Origin of the sequence: Frigoribacterium sp. CFBP 8766 (genome assembly GCF_014841435.1) — a bacterium.
Taxonomy (GTDB): Bacteria; Actinomycetota; Actinomycetes; order Actinomycetales; family Microbacteriaceae; genus Frigoribacterium.
In genome coordinates this window covers 684,814-702,958 of sequence record NZ_JACYTX010000002.1, presented here as the reverse complement: position 1 = coordinate 702,958, position 18,145 = coordinate 684,814, and the positions used below count along the sequence as shown (strand labels likewise).

Here is an 18,145-nt window from a genome sequence, read left to right as displayed (position 1 = left end):
GTCGGTCCGCCGTGGCGACCGGCGTGAGCGTGGTCGCCATCACGGCGCTCGTCGTCACCGTGGCCGTGGCCAGCACGGGCTACGAGGCCCAGCGACTCGATCTCGACGACGGCACCGTCTGGGTCGCGAACGGCTCGCGCACGGCGCTGGGCCGGGCGAACACCGACGTCGCCGAGCTGAACGCGGCCGTCAGGAGCACCGGAGGCGACCTGTCCGTCGCGCAGTCGTCCGACGCCGTCCTCATGGTCGACCGGAGCAGCGCGACCGTCGGCATCGTCGACCCGGCGACCTCCACGATCGGCGAGAGCGTGCCCCTGCCGCCCGACTCGCCGGACGTCCTCCTGTCCGGCGACCGGGCCGTGGTCGTGTCGGGCGGCACGGGCGAGCTGTGGAGCCTGCCCGTCTCCGACCTGGCGACGTTCAGCGCGGAGGACGATGCCGACCTCAGCCTCGGCGAGGACGCCGTCACGAGCGTCGCCCCGGACGGCACGGTCACCGTCTTCTCGGCCGCCAGCGGCGACGTGTCGCGCGTGGACCCCGGCGACGCCTTCGACGTCGACTCGACCCGGTCCACGTCCCTGACGGGCCCCGGCGAGCACCAGGTCACGAGCGTCGGCACGCACTGGGCCGTGCTCGACGTCGAGGCCGGGCGTCTCGTCGTGGACGGCGACGAGGTCGACCTCTCGAGCTCCGCCGCGGGCGGGCTCGCGCTCCAGCAGGCCTCCGACGAGGGCGACGGCGTCCTGGTGGCGACGAGCACGTCGCTCCTGCGGGTCCCGTTCGACGGGGGCGAGCCGAGCGAGGTCGTCACCGACCAGACGGGGCTGCCCGCACGGCCGGCCGTCGTCGGGACGTGCACGTACGCGGCCTGGTCGGGCGGCACCGCGTGGAGCGACTGCTCGCGGGCTCGGGGCGGCGTGATGCAGCTCGACGGCGTCCCGGGGGCGGCCGCCCTGGTCTTCGACGTCAACGGTCGTCGGGCCGTGCTCAGCGACCCCGTCGGGGGCAGCAGCTGGGCCGTGCAGAGCCGCGGCCAGCTGATCGACAACTGGGACGAGCTCCTCGACCGCGACGACGAGCAGCAAGAAGAAGAGAACGACACCACCGACGAGCCGCCCGAGCTCGATCCCGACCAGAAGCCCCCGGTGGCGATCGACGACGACCTCGGCGCGCGCCCGGGCCGGGCCAGCACCCTCTCCGTCCTGCTGAACGACTACGACCCCAACGGCGACCCCCTCGTCGTCGACCAGGTGTCCGACCTCGACCCGGCGACGGGCCGCCTCGACGTCGTGAACGACCGCCAGCAGGTGCTGCTCACCCTCACGGACGAGGCGACCGGGTCGTTCAGCTTCGACTACACGATCAGCGACGGGCGCGGGGCGACCGCGACGGCGACCGTGACCGTCACCGTGCGTGCGCCCGGCGAGAACAGCCCGCCGGCACAGGTGCGGCGGACCTCGGCCGACGTGTCGTCATCGGGGCGCGTGACGACCTCCGTGCTCGGCGACTGGGTCGATCCCGACGGCGACGCGTTCTACCTGACGAGTGCCGCCGGCGGCGAGGGCGTCTCCTACAAGCCGTCGGGCGACGTCGTGTACCAGGACGCGGGCGCCGGCGCCACGACGCTCGACGTCGGGCTCGTCGTCTCGGACGGCGAGGTCGAGGGCCGGGGGAGCATGACGATCCGCGTCGCGGGGTCGTCGCCGCTCACCGCCGACTCCTTCTCCGTGCAGGCCTACGCGGGCCAGCAGATCACGGTGCGGCCCCTCCCGTACGCGAGCGGGGGCTCTGGCTCCATCCGGCTCAACAGCGTGCCGGCGAAGAACGGCTCGACCGTCACGCCGAGCTACGAGGCAGGCACGTTCCGGTTCGTCAGCGACGAGGTCCGCACCCACAACCTGGAGTACGCCGTCACCGACGGCGACCAGACCGCGACCGGCACCATCAGGGTCGACGTCCAGTCGCCGCCCGATCCGTCGAGCCCGCCCGTCACGACGCCGAAGACGGTCTTCGTCGAGACCCTGAGCACCCAGACCCTCGACGTGGTGGCGACGGACCACGACCCTGCCGGCAACGTGCTGATGGTGACGTCCACCTCCGAGGTCCCCCTCTCGTCCGGCGTCCGCGTCGAGACGCTCGACCAGCGGTACCTGCGCCTGACGCTGGCCGCGCCCCTCGACGGGGGACCGGTCACCTTCACCTACACGGTCACCAACGGCCTGGCCTCGGCCGAGGGCACGGTCACCGTCATCGAGACGCCGCGGCGTTCGCAGACGCAGCCGCCCGTCGCGACCGACGACCAGGTCACCGTGCGCGTCGGCGACGCGATCGACATCGACGTGCTGGCCAACGACGAACAGCCCGACGGCGACGAGATCACGCTCGTGCCCGACCTCGTCCAGGACGTCCCGACGGACGGCGGGCTGCTCTTCGCGTCCGGCTCGATCCTGCGGTACCTCGCCCCGACGACGCCCGGGAACGTGACCGCCGTCTACGCGGTGGAGGGACGCGACGGTCAACGCGACACCGCGCAGGTCACCATCGCGGTGCGCGAGGCCGACGTGGCGACGAACAACCCGCCCGTGCCCCAGACGGTGACGGCCCGGGTCGTCGCGGGCGAGTCCGTCCGCGTGACCGTGCCCCTCGACGGCGTCGACCCCGACGGAGACAGCGTCTCGCTGCTCGGCGTCGGCACGAACCCGGAGAAGGGCAGCGTGACGAGCGTCGGGACGGACTCGATCGAGTACCAGGCCAACGGCACGAGCGCGGGCACCGACACCTTCAGCTACACCGTCGTCGACGGCCTGGGCGCCCGCGCCAGCGGCAAGGTGCGGATCGGCATCTCGGCACGGGCCGACGGCTCGCGCAACCCCATCGCCGTGGCCGACGACGTGACCATGCGGCCCGGCGGCACGATCACCGTGCGCGTGCTCGACAACGACTCGGACCCCGACGGCGGGGCGCTGTCCGTCACCGGCGTCGAGGCCAACGACGCGGACACGACCGCGGAGGTCGTCGACGGGACGATGATCGCCGTGCGGCCGCCCGCCGCCGAGGGGCAGTACGGACTCGTCTACACCGTCGAGAACGAACAGGGCGGCTCGAGCTCGAGCTTCGTGACGGTGAACGTCGACGCCGACGCGCCGCTGAACCACCCCGTCGTCGACGACACCGTGCTCGACCTCAGCGACATCGCGGGGCGGCAGTCGGTCGACGTCAACGTCCTGACCAACGTCTTCTTCGCCGACGGCCCGGTCTCCTCGCTCGGCCTCGACCTCGAGCCCGGCTACGACACGACCTCGCAGATCACGCCGGACCGCCGCGTGCGCGTCACGATCACCGACTCCAGCCAGATCATCCCGTTCTCGGTGTCGCACCCCGACGACCCTGCCGTCCGCACCTACGCGTTCGTCCGGGTCCCGGGCTTCGACGACGCGCTGCCGCAGCTCGACAAGACCGCACGTCCGCTCACCGTCGTCAGCGGCGACCGGCTGACGATCGACCTCACCCGGTACGTCATCGCCGCCGGCGGCAAGAGCATCCGCCTGACCGACGAGGAGTCGGTCAGGGCGACGCACGCCGACGGCTCCGACCTCGTCGTCGGCCCGACCACCCTGGCCTACACGTCGGAGGAGCTCTACTTCGGCACGGCGTCCGTCTCGTTCGAGGTGACCGACGGCTCGTCCGCGGACGACCCGTCAGGCCGCACGGCGACGTTGGTCCTGCCCATCACGGTGACCCCGCGGGAGAACCAGCCGCCGACCTTCACCGGCACCTCCGTCGACCTCGAGCCGGGGCAGTCGCGGACCCTCGACCTGCAGCGCCTCACCTCGTACCCGTACCCGGACGACCTCTCGGAGCTCCGCTGGAGCGCCGACGCCCAGGCGGTGCCCGGCTTCGCGGTCAGCGTCTCCGGTCGGGACATCACGATCACGGCCGACTCGGGGACGCCCAAGGGCACCACGCGGGCGCTGCCCGTGTCGGTGGCGGACGCCGTCACGACGGGCCAGTCCGGGGCGATCCGACTGGCCGTCGTCGGCTCGAGCAGGCCCCTGGCGCAGCCCGCGGCCGACACGCAGGCGGTGCGCCGCGGCACCTCGGCCTCGATCGACGTGCTCGCGAACGACCAGGCCACCAACCCGTTCCCGGGCCAGCCGCTGCGGGTCGTCGACATCCGCGGGCTCGGCGGAGGCGGACTGCCGGCAGGCGTCACCGTCACGCCTAGCGCCGACAACCGCACCCTCGCCGTCACCGTCGGGCAGGGCGCCCAGCCGGGGGACACCAACCTCCAGTACCGCGTGGCCGACGTCACGGACGACCCCGACCGGTACGTGTGGGGCAACGTGACCGTCTCCGTGCAGGACGTCCCGGACGCTCCGGCGGCACCGGTCCGAACGGGCGTCTTCACCGGCGGGCAGCTGACCCTGAGCTACGCCGCGCCCCAGGCGAACAACTCGCCCCTGACGCGCTTCCGCCTGACGGGCACCGGCAGCGCGGGTGGTTCGTACTCGAAGGACTGCGGACTCACCACGGTGTGCACGCTGACCGACCTCGACCCCGAGCAGACGTTCCGGTTCACGGTCGTGGCCACGAACGGCCTCGGCGACTCGGCTCCCAGCGCGGCCAGCCCCTCGTACAGCGCCGACTTCGTGCCGGCCGCGCCGACCGGCGTCACGGTGACGCCGTCGTCCACGACGCCGAACGAGCTCGTCGTCCGTTGGAACCCCGTGTCCAAGCCAGAGCGGGGAACCCCCGTGCTGGGTGCCGGCGGCTACGTGATCGAGGTCACCGGTCCGGCGGACGCCCCTGGGGCGATCACCTCGTCGACCACGACGGCCTCATTCGCAGGCACACCGGGCGCTGCGTACGACGTGCGCGTCTACGCGAAGAACCGGGCGCAGGTCTCGAGCGAAGCCGACTGGGCACGGAGCGGCGTCGCGCGCGGAACGGCCGTGGGGACGCCCGGATCTTTCGCTGTCACGGCGACGGCGACGGCCAACGACGCGACCGTTCGCTGGACTGCGCCCGTCGCGGCCGGGGGCGCAACGATGACCTTCTCCGTCTACCGCCAGAGCGGCAGTGCAGCCCCTGCACAAGGATGCACCGCGTCGGGGCAGCGCATCGTCGAGAACACCTCGGCCACGGTCGTCGACGACTCGCCGCCAGAGGGGTCCTATACCTACACGGTCGTCGCCTCGAACGGGTTGTTCTGCTCCTCGGCGATCGCTGCCACCGAGAGCGTCACGCCCCCGGGCAAAGCCACCGGCACCGTCCGAGTCGTCTCGACCGGCGATTCCGGACTCTTCAAGCTGGCCGTCGATCAGGTCAATGCCTCGGGTGCGGTCGACAAGTACCAGTACCGCGTCGCGGGTGGCGCATGGGGAGACGTCCCCACGGGCGGGGATCGGACGATCGCCAACGACGCCGTGAACGGCTCGATCGTCACCGTGGCCTTCCGAGGATGTCGTTCCGGCGCGACGCGTGTCGAGTGCGGCCCGGCCTCGGATGCGGTTTCGGCCGTCCCGCTGACGACGCGGGCACCCAGCGCGATCTGCAACGTCGGTCAGCCACTCGACGTGGTCGATCCCCGGAACGCGTCAGAGGCGCTCCTCACGTCGATGTCGGTCCAGTTCCGACTCGTCACCCTCGACGTCGCGGGCATCCCCTTGGCCAGGGAGTGGGCGTCGGCAGGGCCGGATGATGATGTTCCGTACACCCGCACGTCCGTCGTCCCGTCGAACGCCGACGCTGTCCGCGTGGTCAGCACGGTAGAGGCGAACGGGGCGACCTACGACGATCCCAAGTACCTGGAGACCGCGTGCTCTGCAGGATGATGGCCACGCACACCACCACGAGAGAGACGAACACCGCATGAGCATGACCCCCGAGCAGGCGACCTGGTTCTCCGAGATCTTCGGGCGCCTCGTCGCGAACGTCGACCAGGTCCTCCTGGGCAAGACGTTCGTCGTGCGGCTGTCGTTCACGGCGCTGCTCAGCGAGGGGCACCTCCTGCTCGAGGACTTCCCCGGCACGGGCAAGACGTCGCTCGCCCGCGCCATCGCCCAGAGCGTGCAGGGCACGAGCAACCGCGTCCAGTTCACGCCCGACCTGCTGCCCGGCGACATCACCGGCGTGAGCATCTACGACCAGAAGGCGGGGGAGTTCGAGTTCCACCGAGGCCCGATCTTCTCCAACATCGTCCTCGCCGACGAGATCAACCGGGCCAGCCCGAAGACCCAGTCGGCGCTGCTCGAGGTCATGGAGGAGAGCCGGGTCACGGTCGACGGCGTCAGCCACGACGTCGGCAGCCCCTTCATGGTGATCGCCACCCAGAACCCCGTCGAGCAGGCCGGCACGTACCGTCTGCCCGAGGCCCAGCTCGACCGGTTCATCATGAAGACGTCGATCGGGTACCCCGACCACGCGGCGACCGTCCGGATCCTCGAGGGCTCCGCGACCCGGGTCCACGAGGGGAGCCTCAGCCCCATCGTCCAGGCCGGGGTCGTCACCGAGATGGCGCAGCTCGCCCGCACCGTCCACGTCGAGTCGACCATCAGCGACTACGTCGCCCGCCTCGTCGAGGCGACCCGGACCGCCGAGGAGGTGCGGCTCGGCGTCAGCGTGCGAGGCGCCCTCGCCCTCGTCCGCACCGCCAAGACCTACGCCGCCTCCCAAGGGCGCCACTACGTCGTCCCGGACGACGTCAAGGCCCTCGCCGAGCCCGTGCTCGCCCACCGGCTGGTGCTCGACCCCGAGGCGGAGTTCGACGGCGTGACGCCGTCGAGCATCGTCAGCCAGCTGCTGATCGAGACGCCGCCGCCCTCCGAGCGGATCGCCGTGTGAGCGACGCCGGACCAGGCAGCACCGACAGCCGCGCACGTCGGGACCGCGACGCGTCCCGCGGCCGGACGCACACCCGCGGCGGCCGTACGCAGTCGCGGACGGGCTTCGACGGCGGGTTCGCGACGGGGACCCAGGGACTCACGAACGCGCGCACCCGCATCGTGGGCGACCGCTCCGGGCCCGTGGCCGACGCGCTCGTCCTCGCCGTGCGCCTCCTCCGCTCTGCCCGGGCGTGGCTGACCCGGGCGTTCCGGGCGGTCTCGGGCGTCGTGACGCCCGTCGGCTGGGCCGTGCTCGTCGTGGTGCCCGTCGGCTTCGTCGTCGGCTACCTGCTCGGCTGGCTCGAGCTCGTCGTGGTCGCCTGGGCCTCGCTCGTCGTGCTCGTCGTCGCCGGACTGAGCCTGATCGGCCGCAACGCGTTCCGCGTGGCGCTCGACATCCCGCACGAGCGCGTCACGGTCGGGGAGCCCGCCTCGGGCAGCGTCGTCGTCGAGAACCCGACCCGCCGCCGCATCCTCGGCGTCTCCGTCGAGATCCCGGTCGGGGCCGGTCTCGCCGAGATCAGCCTGCCCGGCCTCCGCGGGGGCGACAGCGTCACCGAGACCTTCTCGGTCCCCACCCAGCGGCGCGGCGTCATCCGGGTCGGTCCCGTCCGCACCGTCCGCGGCGACGCCGTCGGGCTGGTGCGACGGGAGCTCGACTGGACGGGGGTCACGGAGATGTTCGTCCACCCCCGCACCATCGGCATCCCGAGCACGAGCACCGGCCTCATCCGCGACCTCGAGGGCAACCCGACCCGCGACCTCTCGCCGAGCGACATCTCGTTCCACGCGCTCCGGGAGTACCAGCCGGGCGACGAGCGGCGCAACATCCACTGGAAGTCGACGGCCAAGACCGGCACCTACATGGTCCGACAGTTCGAGGAGAGCCGGAGGAGCCACATCGTCATCGCGCTCAGCCTGGCCACCGCAGACTTCGCTTCGGACGACGAGTTCGAGCTGGCCGTGAGCGTCGCGGGCTCGCTCGGGGCGCGGGCCGTGCGCGACGCCCGCGAGGTGAGCGTCGTCGTCAGCGAGCGCACGCCCGAGTTCGCCAAGCGCAAGACCCTCGAGATCCGGTCGCTGAGCACGCTGACCCGCACGCGCCTCCTCGACGACCTCGCGGTCGTGGAGCACGCGGAGTCGGCCCTCGGCATCGTCGACGTCGCCCGGGTGGCCGGCGACCGGGTCGCCGGCGTCTCCGTCGCGTTCCTCGTCGTCGGCAGCACCGCGACCCTCACCCAGCTGCGCTCGGCCGGCCTGCACTTCCCGGTCGGCGTCGAGGCGGTCGCCATCGTCTGCGATCCCGAGGCCGTGCCCGGGATGACGCGGATCAGCGACCTGACCGTCCTCACCATCGGCTACCTCGAGGACCTGCAGAAGTCGCTCGCCCGGGCGGCCGCCACATGAGCGGCGCGCAGGCTCCCGCCGCGTCCCGGCCGGGCGATCTCCGGACACGCGTCCGCCGTCCCCGGCTGCGCGCCTCCTTCGTCCTGCTCGCCAGCGGGCTGCACGTCCTGGCCCTCCTGGCGGCCGCGGCGGTCTTCTGGCCCGTCTACCAGAGCGCCGAGTTCGTCGTGCTGGCCCTGGTCACGGTGGCGGTCGGCGGCGTCGTCGCCGTCGCCGGGGCGGTGCTGCGGCTCTCGAGCTTCGGGGTGCTGGTGCTCACCGTCGCGGCGTACCTGCTGCTCGGCGTGCCGCTCGCCGTCCCGTCGCAGGCCCTGTGGGGCGTGGTGCCGACGCTCGGCGGCCTCGGCCAGCTCGTCACGGGCACCGCTCTCGCCTGGAAGCAGATCGTCACGATCACCCTGCCGGTCGGCAGCTACGAGTCCCTGCTCGTGCCCGTGTTCGTCCTCCTGCTGCTGGCGTCCGTCGTGGGGCTGACCACGGCACTGCGGTCCCGCCGGGCTGAGCTCGCGGCCCTCGGCCCCGTCGTCGTCTGGCTGGCCGGCATCGTCCTCGGCCCCGCACAGGCCTTCTTCCCGGTGGTCTCAGGGCTCACGGTGCTCGCCGTCTCGGTGGCGTGGGTGGTCTGGTGGCGCCTCCGTCGTCGCCGGCTCGCCGTCGAGGCCCTCGGGGGAGGCTCGGCGGGCGCACGGGCGCACGGACACGGCTCCGTCGCCGGGAGGGCCGTCGCCGGGACGGTGGTCACCCTCGTCGTCGCCGGAGCCGCCGCCGCGGGCGCCGTTGCCGTCGTCCCGCCCGCCGCGGAGCGCACCGTCGCGCGGACCGTCGTCGTCCAGCCCTTCGACCCCCGTGACGTGGTCAGCCCGCTGACGAGGTTCCGTGTCTACGAGCAGGACCCGACGGTCGACGAGACGCTCTTCGAGGTCGAGGGGCTCGCGGCCGGCCAGCTGCTGCGCCTCGCGACGCTCGACACGTACGACGGCGTCGCCTACACCGTCGGCAGCGACGAGGTGACGAGCGAGTCCGGCTCCTTCGACCGGGTCCCCTCGGTGTTCGACCAGTCGGGGGTGTCCGGCCGCCAGACCACCCTCGCCGTCACCGTCGACGGGTACAGCGGGGTCTGGCTGCCGACGGTCGGCAAGTTCGAGTCGATCGACTTCGGCGGCCCGACGGCGACCGACCGGCGCGACGCCTTCTTCTACAACGACACGAGCGGCACCGCCGCCGTCGTGGGCGGGCTCGAGGAGGGCGACCGCTACCGGCTGGAGGCGGTGCTGCCCGACCAGCCCGCCGAGGGCGAGCTGGAGGGCCTCACGCCCGGCTCGGCCCGGGTCCCCTCGCCCCGTGCCGTCCCCGACGAGCTGACCGACGCCGTGCAGGAGGCGGTGGACGGCGTGCAGGGACCGGGCGCCCGCCTGCAGGCCGTGCTCGACCTGCTCGCCGAGGACGGCTACATCAGCCACGGCGTCGGGGCCGACGAGCCGATCAGCCTGTCGGGGCACGGGTCGGCGCGCATCGCCCAGCTCTTCACGGACCCGGTCATGGTCGGCGACGCCGAGCAGTACGCGACGGCCGCGGCCCTGATGGCCGACGAGCTCGGCTTCCCCTCGCGGGTGGTCATGGGCTTCGTGCCGGACGCCGACGAGCTCGCCGACGCGACCGGCCCGGTGCCGGTGCGCGGGGGAGACGTCACCGCGTGGATCGAGGTCGACACGGCCCAGGCGGGCTGGGTCGCGCTCGATCCCGTCCCGGCCGAGCGCCCCATCCCCGAGGACGTCGTGCAGGACCCGAGCGAGGTCTCGCGCCCCGAGTCGGTCGTCCAGCCGCCGCCGCAGGAGCCTCAGGTGCGCGACGACCAGACGCCGCCGCAGTCCGAGCAGGAGGACCCCGACACGGCGCCCGCCTGGCTGGCGGTGCTGCTCGTGGTCGTCCGGGTGCTCGGCTGGACGGCGCTCGTCGCCGGGGTGGTCGCGGCGCCGTTCCTGGCCGTGGTGGCGGTGAAGCTGCGCCGTCGCCGTGCCCGACGTCGTGCCCCCGACGCCGCGTCGAGGATCACGGGCGGGTGGCGCGAGTTCGAGGACGCCGTCGTCGACCACGGCATCGAGACCCCGCGGTCGGGGACGCGGAGCGAGGTCGCCCAGGCGGTCGGCGGGGCCCGGCCGGCCGTGCTGGCCCGCGTCGCGGACCGGGCCGTCTTCGCCCCGACGCCGCCGCCGGCCGAGGACGCGGACCGCGTGTGGGCGGCCGTGGCCGAGATGCGCCGGTCGCTCGACGCCGACCTGACGCGGTGGCAGCGCGCCAAGGCCGCGGTCTCGCTCCGCTCGCTCCGTGGATACCATGGCGGGACACGTCCCGAGCGTTAGAGGTCCCGATGCACTGCCCCACCTGCGACAGCCCGCTGCCCGTCGGCGCCATGTTCTGCGGAGTGTGCGGCCGCGCCGTCACGAGCGCCGACGTCGCTGCGGCGGCCGCACGTCGCGACGAGGGCGCAGGGACCGGCTCAGGCGCGGGCGCGCAGGCCGAGCCGCCGGCGTGGCAGCTGCGCCAGCCGCCGCGGCCCACGACGTCGGGCGACGCGCCCTGGTGGGTCCGAGACCGCCGCGTCGAGCAGGAGCCGGTCGACCAGGCACCCGTCGGGGCTGCACGCGACGAGGCTGCCCCCGACCGTGATCGTGGGCACGAGCGCGCAGGGGGCGAGCGTCGCGCGGTCGAGGCCGGAACCGAGGAGGCGCCTCCCGCGTGGATCGTCCCGGCCCGGTCGGTCGAGTCCACGGGCGCTGACGCGACCCTCATCGACCGCGAGGCGGAGGCCCGCGCGCGACAGGACGATCCGTCGTCCGCCGAGCCCTCGACCCAGTCGCCGTCGGAGGTCGCGGAGCCGGCTGCACCGGCACCGGCTCCTCTGCCTGCGGAGCCCGTGGCGCCGGCGGCCGCTCCGGCGCCCGCACCTCTGCGTGCGCCCGCTCCGCACGCCGACAACGGTCCGCGACCGACGTCGGCCCCCCTGTGGACGGCGTCGTTCTCGCGGCTGCCCTCCGAGGACGACGTCCCGGCCCCGCACGACGAGACGCCCCCCGCGGCCCGCCCGACGGAGGACGCCGTCGCAGCCGAGGCGCCCGGCCAGGAAGCCGACCCGCCGGTCGGCGTCCGGCACGACGGCGCGCGTCCCGAGGACGGAGGCGCCGTCGGCACCTCGGCTGCGGCCGACGGGGACGACTCGGGTGACGGACACGACAGTTCCACCCCGGGAACGACCGAGACCTCGACGGCGCCGGACGAGACGCCGGGACCGGCCGACCCTGCGGGGCCCGTCCCCGGAGCCGACGACGGCGAGGACGCTGCCGAGCCCGAGCCTTCGCACTCGTCCGAGGCGGCACCCCACCCTGGTCCCGACGCATCCGAGCCCGGGCAGTCGTCCGAGCCAGGGCGGCCGTCCGCGGTCGGCCCCGTGGCCCCGGTGCCCCTCCGCGAACCGGCTCCCGCTCCCGACGGCGTGGCCGGCGACACGGCTCCGGTGACCCCGCTGCCTCGGGCCGTCCCCGGCGCTTCCCCGGCGGTCGCGCCGGTGCCGGACGGCGAACCGGTCCCGCTGGTCGAGCCCGGTCAGCAGAAGGTCGTCGAGCACTGCACGCACTGCGGCGCCCTGCTCGACGAGGACGACATCTTCTGCCCCGAGTGCGGGGCCGTCGTGCAGTCGGTGGCGCTGTCCTTCACCGGACCGGTCGCCCCGCTGCCGCCCGAGTGGCGTCCGAGCGCTGCGGCACCGACACCGACACCGACACCGGCACCGGCACCGGCGCCCGCGCCCGATCCCGAGAACGTCGTCGACGCGGGCGGCGAGGCGACTCCGGTCGTCGACGAGCACCGTGCCGAGCTGCCGCCCGAGCGACAGGCCGACCGCCCGACCGCTCCGTCGTCCGAGCCGCCGGTCCAGCCCGGGGCGGTCCCCGGCCGCTGGGCAGGGGCGCCCGGAGGAGACGGCGCGACCGGTCTCCCCGACCTGCCTCCCATGCCGACGGCGGCGCCGGCGTCGGCCCTGTCGGGTCTCCTCGCCGGTGACGCCCGCTCCCGACTGGTCACGGACGACGACGTCGACGAGACCCGTCTCGTGAGGAGGGGCCCCGTCGGCACGGAGTACCTCTTCCAGTTCAGCACGGGCGAGAGCGTCACCGTCGACGGCTCCGGCCTGCTCGGACGGGCGCCGTCGCCCCAGCCGGGGGAGCGGTTCGACCACCTCGTCCGCATCGCCGACCCGGGCAAGTCCGTCTCGAAGACCCACCTCGAGTTCGGGCAGGAGCTCGGGGCCCTCTGGGTGAGCGACCGGTGGTCGGGCAACGGCACCGTCGTGCGGCCCCACGAGCAGCCCGCCCGACGTGTCGAGCCGGGCACGCGCGTGCGCGTGGCCCGCGGCACGAGGGTCGAGATCGGCGAGCAGTTCTTCATCGTGAGCTGATCACCCGAGCTGATCCCTCCCCAGGCCGTTCTCCGAGCCGAGGTCCGACCTCGGTTCGGGGACAGCCGCCACGGCGCCGGGTCGTCGTGGTGGGCTGGTCTCGTGACCGTCCCCGACACCGCGACCACCTCCTCCTCGCCCGGCGCGGTCGTGGTGCCGTCCCCGTCGCCCGAGCCGTCGCGCTGGGTCCTCTCCGTCGCCGCCGCCCTGGTCGCCGGCCTGGCGGTCGGGGGTGCGGGAGCGGCCCGTGGCGACCTCGACCTCCTCGCCGTCCTCCTGGCCGGGGCGTCGGTGGCCTCGGCTCAGGGCCTCGCGGGCCTCGTCGGACGGCAGGCGGCCCGCGCTGCCCGAGACCGGTGGTTCGCGGCCCTCGACGAGACCGAGGCGGTCTGCGACGCCCGGCTCGACTCGCGTCGTCGCTCCCTGCAGCACATCTGGCCGACCTCGGCCGACCTCGTGGAGCGGCTCCGGCGAGGTGAGGCCCCACCGGTCGTCGGCGTGCGCTCGCTCGTCGTGCTCGGCAGCGGCCGGGTCGACAGCGGGATCGTCCTCGTGGGCGACACCGGCGCCGCCGTCGTGCGTCACGCCCGCACCGAGGTGCTCCGACGGCGCCTCGCCGAGCTGCCCGACGGTCCGCTCTGCGTCGACGCCGCCGGCGGGGTGCACGTGCGGGGCCCGGAGCTGCTGGCCCGGTCCCTCGCGGGCGGCTACCGCGCCCAGCTGCGGCACCGGGGCGCTCCTGACGGCCTCGTGACCTGGCAGCCGGCAGCGGCCGACGGACACGGCGACGGCGAGATCGGAGCTGCCGAGACCGAGGCCGAGGCCCTGTCAGGGCAGGTCGGAGGAGGCGGTGGCTCCGGCCCGTCCGCCGCCTGCGTCGTCGAGATCTCGCGCCACGGAGCCGTGGCCGTCGTCCGACGCGACGGCACGGCCTGCTCGGTGCCCGTCACTCCGGCGTGGACGTCGGTGCTCGACGCCCCCGACGCCGCCGACGCCCCCGATGCCCCTGACGCCCTCGACGGACGGAGCCGTCAGCGCGTCACGCCCCAGCGGCCGTGAGCGCCCCGCTGAGCCGGAGCGAGCCGACGGGGACGCCCCCGCCGAGCACCTTCTCCAGGGTCGTGGAGGTGACACGGTCGGCGGCAGCCTGCTCCACGACGCCCTGCTCCACCAGGAGGTGCAGAGCGACGAGGGTCCCCGCGCGGACGTTCCCGTCGAGCACCTTGACGGCGACCCCGACGCCGCCGGTGGTCCCCATCACCATGACGCCCTCGGCCCCGAGCTTGGCGAACACGCCGAGCTCGTCGATCGTGACCGTGTTGTCCCGTCCCGGGCCGTCGATGGCCCAGGCGTCGGCGAGCACCGAGCGGACGAGGTGCGCGGCGTCGGGGTCTCGGTCGTCGCGGACGTCGCCCGCCGACCCGGCCACCCGGCCGACGGCCCGGGCGAGGCCCGTGACGGTCGTGGCGAACACGGGAGCGCCGCAGCCGTCGGTCCCGGCGTGGTCCACGACCTCGCCGGTGAACTCGGCGACGGTCTCCCGCACGGCGGCCTGGAGGGGGTGGTCGATGGCGGTGTAGGTGGCCGTGTCCCAGCCCCGCTGGTCGCAGGCGAGGAGGAAAGCGGCGTGCTTGCCCGAGCAGTTCATGGCCGCGCGACGGGGCTCGTCGAGCAGGCGGGCGCTGCGGCGGTCGCCGGGCCAGTCGGCGGGGCAGAGCAGGTCGTGCTCGTCGTGGTCGCCGCGGGCGAGCATCGCCTCGACGACCTCGAGGTGGGCGGGGGTGCCCGCGTGGCTGGCGGTCGAGAGCACCGCCTGCGGCCCCTGGAGGTCGACGCCGGCGCGCAGCACGGTGAGCGCCTGCAGCGGCTTGAGGCAGGAGCGGGGGTAGATCGAGGCCCCGACGTCGCCGACCGAGCGGAGCACGGCCCCGTCCGGCCCGACGACGACCGCGGCGCCGAGGTGGCGGCTCTCCTCGAGGCCCGAACGGACGAGGACGGCGAGCTCGACGCTCCCGTCGGCGGTGAGGGGACGGCGCGGGTCGCCGGCGGAGGCGCTCAGGTGGGTCATGATGGGGAGTGTATCGACGCCCCGCCGAGGAGGATCCCGTGCTCGACCACCACTACGCCGTCGACCTCGCCTGGACGGGAGACCGGGGAGTCGGCACGACGTCGTACCGCAGCTACGGTCGCGACGCCACCGTCTCGGCCGCCGGCAAGCTGCACGACATCCAGGGGTCGGCCGACCGCACGTTCCACGGCGACGCCGATCGCTGGAACCCGGAGGAGCTGCTCCTCGCCGCCCTGGCCGAGTGCCACCTCCTCAGCTACCTGCACGTCGCCGCGTCCGCGGGCGTGGTCGTGGTCGCCTACCGCGACTCGGCCGAGGGCTCCATGACGCAGACCGCGGACGGGGGAGGCCGCTTCACGTCGGCCACCCTGCGGCCCGTCGTCACCGTGGCCGACGCGTCGATGGTCGAGCTCGCGAGCACGCTGCACGCCGAGGCCGCCCGCAAGTGCTTCATCGCCGCGTCGGTCGCGTTCCCCGTCGGCCACGAGCCCACGACCCTGGTGGCCGCCGCCTCCTGATCGGGGTCGACGTGCCTCGGCCGTTCAGCAGGCCCTGCGGCGGCGTGGGGCAGAATGACCTGACCCGGCGCCTCGCGACCCGGGCGGCTCCGCGCCGTCCCGGCTCCGCGCCGTCCCCGCCCCTCGATCGAGAGACTCCCATGCGCCGCTCCCTCTCCCTGCTCGCCGTCCCCGTCCTCGTGCTGGGCCTCGCGTCCTGTGCCTCCGAGGCCAGCACGGGCGACACCGCGACCTCCGCCCCGTCCTCGTCGTCGAGCGCCCCCTCCGACGTGCCCACGCGTGCCAGCGGCGAGGCGCAGGAGCCGCAGGCCGGCTTCCCGACGGTCGAGCTCGACTCCGACGGCCGCCCGACCGTCACCCTGCCCGGCACGGAGGCGCCGACCGAGCTCCAGGTCGAGACGCTGATCAAGGGCGACGGCCCCGTCGTCGAGGACGGCGCCCAGGTCACCGTCCAGTACCAGGGCTCGCTCTGGAAGGACGGCACGGTCTTCGACGAGAGCTGGAAGCGCGGCGAGCCGACCACGTTCGGCACCGGCCAGGTCATCCCGGGCTTCGCCGCGGGCATCGTCGGCCAGACCGTCGGCTCGCAGACCGTCGTCGTCATCCCGCCGGCCGAGGGCTACGGCGAGGCGGGCGCTCCGCAGGCCGGCATCGCGGGCGACGACACGCTCGTCTTCGTGATCGACATCCTGGCCGCGAACTGACCGTGACCGTCATCGGTCGCCGCGCGCGCCTCCTCGGCCTGGTCGGGGTGCCGCTCCTCGCGGTCGCCCTGGTCGGCTGCACGGACGACGCGGCGCCTGAGCCGTCCGCCACGACACCCGGTGCGAGCCCTGCCGCGACCGCCTGCCTCGGCGGCGGCGCCGAGGCGGACTCGGTCGAGGTGTCGGGCGAGGTGGGTCAGAAGCCGACCATCGCGCTCTCCGGCCCCCTGGGCGCGGCGACGAGCCAGCGGGCCGTGGTCTCGCAGGGCACCGGGCCGGAGACGAAGTCCGGCGACGTCGTCCAGGTGGCCGTGACGGTCTTCGACGCGACGACCGGCGCCGAGCTGAGCTCCGCCGGCTACGAGCGCGGCAGCGGCGAGCAGCTCACCATCAGCGCCGACTACTACGTGCCCGGGCTCGAGGCCGCGCTGCTCTGCAACCAGGCCGGCTCGCGCTCGGTCACGGTCGCCAGCGCCGCCGACATGCAGCCCGCCCAGACGGGCACCGCGCCGCCGAACGCGGCGGCCGTGATCGTCGTCGACACGTTCTCGATCGTGCCGACGCGCGCGACCGGCGTCGACCAGCCCGCGCAGCCGGGCTTCCCCGAGGTGGCGCTCGCCGACGACGGCCGTCCGACCGTGACGATCCCCGACGCCGACCCGCCGGCCGAGCTGCAGGTCGAGGTGCTCAAGAAGGGCGACGGCGAGGTCGTCCCCGACCCCGCCAACGTGACGGTCCAGTACCAGGGGGTCAACTGGCGCGACGGCAAGGTCTTCGACGAGAGCTGGGGCAAGGGCACCCCGACCCCGTTCTCGACCGCGCAGGTCGTCCCGGGCTTCGCCGCGGCGATGATCGGCCAGACCGTCGGCTCGCAGGTGCTCGTCGTCGTCCCGCCCGCCGAGGGCTACGGCGACGGCGGACAGCCGAGCGCGGGCATCGAGGGCGGCGACACGCTCGTCTTCGTCATCGACGTCCTCGCCGTGGCCTGAGCGCCGCCTCCGCACCGGGCCCGGCGCGCCCCTAGGCTGACCGCATGCGTCGCGTCATCCTCCTCGGCTCCACCGGCTCCATCGGCGTGCAGGCGCTCGACGTGGTCGCCGCCCACCCCGATCTCTTCACCGTCGTCGGGCTGTCGGCCGGCTCGAACGCCGCCCTGCTGGCCGAGCAGGCAGCCCGCTTCGGCGTCGAGCACACCGCGCTCGGCACCGACGAGTCGGTGGCGCTCGTCCGCGACGTCGAGGCCGACGTCGTCGTCAACGGGATCACGGGCAGCGTGGGCCTCGCACCCACGCTCGCCGTGCTCGACTCCGGCGCCACGCTGGCGCTGGCCAACAAGGAGAGCCTGATCGTCGGCGGCGACCTCGTGCGCGAGCGCGCGGCGCCGGGGCAGATCGTGCCGGTCGACTCCGAGCACTCCGCCATCGCGCAGGCGCTCCGCTCCGGCGACCGCGGCGAGGTCCGTCGTCTCGTGCTCACCGCCTCCGGCGGGCCCTTCCGCGGCCGGACGCGCGCCTCCCTCGCCGACGTCACCCCCGCCGAGGCCCTCGCGCACCCCACGTGGGACATGGGCCGCGTCGTCACGACGAACTCGTCGACGCTCGTCAACAAGGGGCTCGAGGTGATCGAGGCCCACCTGCTCTTCGACGTCGACTACGACCACATCGACGTGACGGTCCACCCGCAGTCGATCGTGCACTCGATGGTCGAGTTCGTCGACGGGTCCACGATCGCCCAGGCGTCGCCGCCCGACATGCGACTGCCGATCTCGCTCGGCATGGCCTGGCCCGACCGCGTGCCGGGCGTCGGCGTGCCCCTCGACTGGACCACCGCCTCCACCTGGACCTTCGAGCCGCTCGACGACGAGGCGTTCCCGTCCGTGCTGCTGGCGAAGCAGGTCGGCCGGGCGGGCGCGACCTGGCCCGCGGTGTTCAACGCGGCGAACGAGCAGGCCGTCCACGCGTTCCACGACGGCAGGGTCGGCTACCTGGGCATCCTCGACACGGTGCGCGAGGTCGTCGACCGGCACACGGCGGGGTCGAGCACCCTCGAGGGGGTGCTGGAGGCCGAGCGCTGGGCCCGCGAGGCGGCCGACGCGCTGCTCGCCCGCCGCTAGC

11 protein-coding genes are annotated in these 18,145 nt (G+C 74.2%); 10 read left to right on the top strand and 1 reads right to left on the bottom strand.

Going from position 1 to position 18,145, the window contains the following annotated elements; all coding sequences use genetic code 11:
• The first annotated feature begins 23 nt into the window (after positions 1 to 23).
• The 6 genes from IFT90_RS09045 (at position 24) to IFT90_RS09020 (ending at position 13,800) form a co-directional block, all read left to right on the top strand.
• The gene (locus IFT90_RS09045; RefSeq protein WP_192041893.1) at positions 24 to 5,834 is read left to right on the top strand and encodes an Ig-like domain-containing protein; all 5,811 of its coding nucleotides are present in this window, start codon (positions 24 to 26) and stop codon (positions 5,832 to 5,834) included.
• A gap of 37 nt (positions 5,835 to 5,871) precedes the next feature.
• Complete coding sequence (locus IFT90_RS09040) at positions 5,872 to 6,843, top strand: MoxR family ATPase (protein WP_123546296.1); 972 nt, start codon at positions 5,872 to 5,874, stop codon at positions 6,841 to 6,843.
• Positions 6,840 to 8,291 carry a DUF58 domain-containing protein gene (locus IFT90_RS09035; protein ID WP_192041892.1) on the top strand — a complete coding sequence of 484 codons (1,452 nt, stop codon included), beginning with the start codon at positions 6,840 to 6,842 and terminating at the stop codon, positions 8,289 to 8,291. Before IFT90_RS09040 ends, IFT90_RS09035 begins: the two co-directional genes overlap by 4 nt.
• Complete coding sequence (locus IFT90_RS09030; RefSeq protein ID WP_192041891.1) at positions 8,288 to 10,651, top strand: transglutaminase domain-containing protein; 2,364 nt, start codon at positions 8,288 to 8,290, stop codon at positions 10,649 to 10,651. The genes IFT90_RS09035 and IFT90_RS09030 overlap by 4 nt, the downstream gene beginning before the upstream one ends.
• Positions 10,652 to 10,659: 8 nt before the next feature.
• Positions 10,660 to 12,741, top strand: a complete 2,082-nt coding sequence (locus tag IFT90_RS09025; RefSeq protein WP_192041890.1) for a zinc-ribbon domain-containing protein — start codon at positions 10,660 to 10,662, stop codon at positions 12,739 to 12,741.
• Between the two features lie 102 nt (positions 12,742 to 12,843).
• Positions 12,844 to 13,800: a hypothetical protein gene (locus tag IFT90_RS09020; protein ID WP_192041889.1), complete on the top strand. Its 957-nt coding sequence runs from the start codon at positions 12,844 to 12,846 to the stop codon at positions 13,798 to 13,800.
• Here the strand turns inward: IFT90_RS09020 and IFT90_RS09015 are convergent.
• Positions 13,781 to 14,809 (bottom strand): asparaginase, encoded by a 1,029-nt coding sequence (locus IFT90_RS09015; RefSeq protein ID WP_192041888.1) that lies wholly within the window; start codon positions 14,807 to 14,809, stop codon positions 13,781 to 13,783. The genes IFT90_RS09020 and IFT90_RS09015 overlap by 20 nt on opposite strands.
• Before the next feature lie 38 nt (positions 14,810 to 14,847).
• Here IFT90_RS09015 and IFT90_RS09010 point away from each other — a divergent pair, with 38 nt between their 5' ends.
• The 4 genes from IFT90_RS09010 (at position 14,848) to dxr (ending at position 18,144) form a co-directional block, all read left to right on the top strand.
• Positions 14,848 to 15,327, top strand: a complete 480-nt coding sequence (locus IFT90_RS09010; protein WP_192041887.1) for an OsmC family protein — start codon at positions 14,848 to 14,850, stop codon at positions 15,325 to 15,327.
• Positions 15,328 to 15,467: 140 nt separating this feature from the next.
• Positions 15,468 to 16,031 (top strand): FKBP-type peptidyl-prolyl cis-trans isomerase, encoded by a 564-nt coding sequence (locus IFT90_RS09005; protein WP_123546284.1) that lies wholly within the window; start codon positions 15,468 to 15,470, stop codon positions 16,029 to 16,031.
• A gap of 2 nt (positions 16,032 to 16,033) precedes the next feature.
• Positions 16,034 to 17,020: an FKBP-type peptidyl-prolyl cis-trans isomerase gene (locus tag IFT90_RS17535; protein ID WP_192041886.1), complete on the top strand. Its 987-nt coding sequence runs from the start codon at positions 16,034 to 16,036 to the stop codon at positions 17,018 to 17,020.
• 44 nt (positions 17,021 to 17,064) lie between these two features.
• Positions 17,065 to 18,144 (top strand): 1-deoxy-D-xylulose-5-phosphate reductoisomerase, encoded by a 1,080-nt coding sequence (gene dxr / locus IFT90_RS08995; protein WP_192041885.1) that lies wholly within the window; start codon positions 17,065 to 17,067, stop codon positions 18,142 to 18,144.
• Position 18,145 lies beyond the last annotated feature (1 nt).

What these genes read in the sequence shown, in the direction of transcription:
- IFT90_RS09040 (WP_123546296.1), top strand. Translation starts at nt 5,872, where the DNA reads ATGAGCATGACCCCCGAGCAGGCGACCTGGTTCTCCGAGATCTTCGGG.
- IFT90_RS09030 (WP_192041891.1), top strand. Translation starts at nt 8,288, where the DNA reads ATGAGCGGCGCGCAGGCTCCCGCCGCGTCCCGGCCGGGCGATCTCCGG.
- IFT90_RS09025 (WP_192041890.1), top strand. Translation starts at nt 10,660, where the DNA reads ATGCACTGCCCCACCTGCGACAGCCCGCTGCCCGTCGGCGCCATGTTC.
- IFT90_RS09015 (WP_192041888.1), bottom strand. Translation starts at nt 14,809, where the DNA reads ATGACCCACCTGAGCGCCTCCGCCGGCGACCCGCGCCGTCCCCTCACC.
- IFT90_RS09005 (WP_123546284.1), top strand. Translation starts at nt 15,468, where the DNA reads ATGCGCCGCTCCCTCTCCCTGCTCGCCGTCCCCGTCCTCGTGCTGGGC.
- dxr (WP_192041885.1), top strand. Translation starts at nt 17,065, where the DNA reads ATGCGTCGCGTCATCCTCCTCGGCTCCACCGGCTCCATCGGCGTGCAG.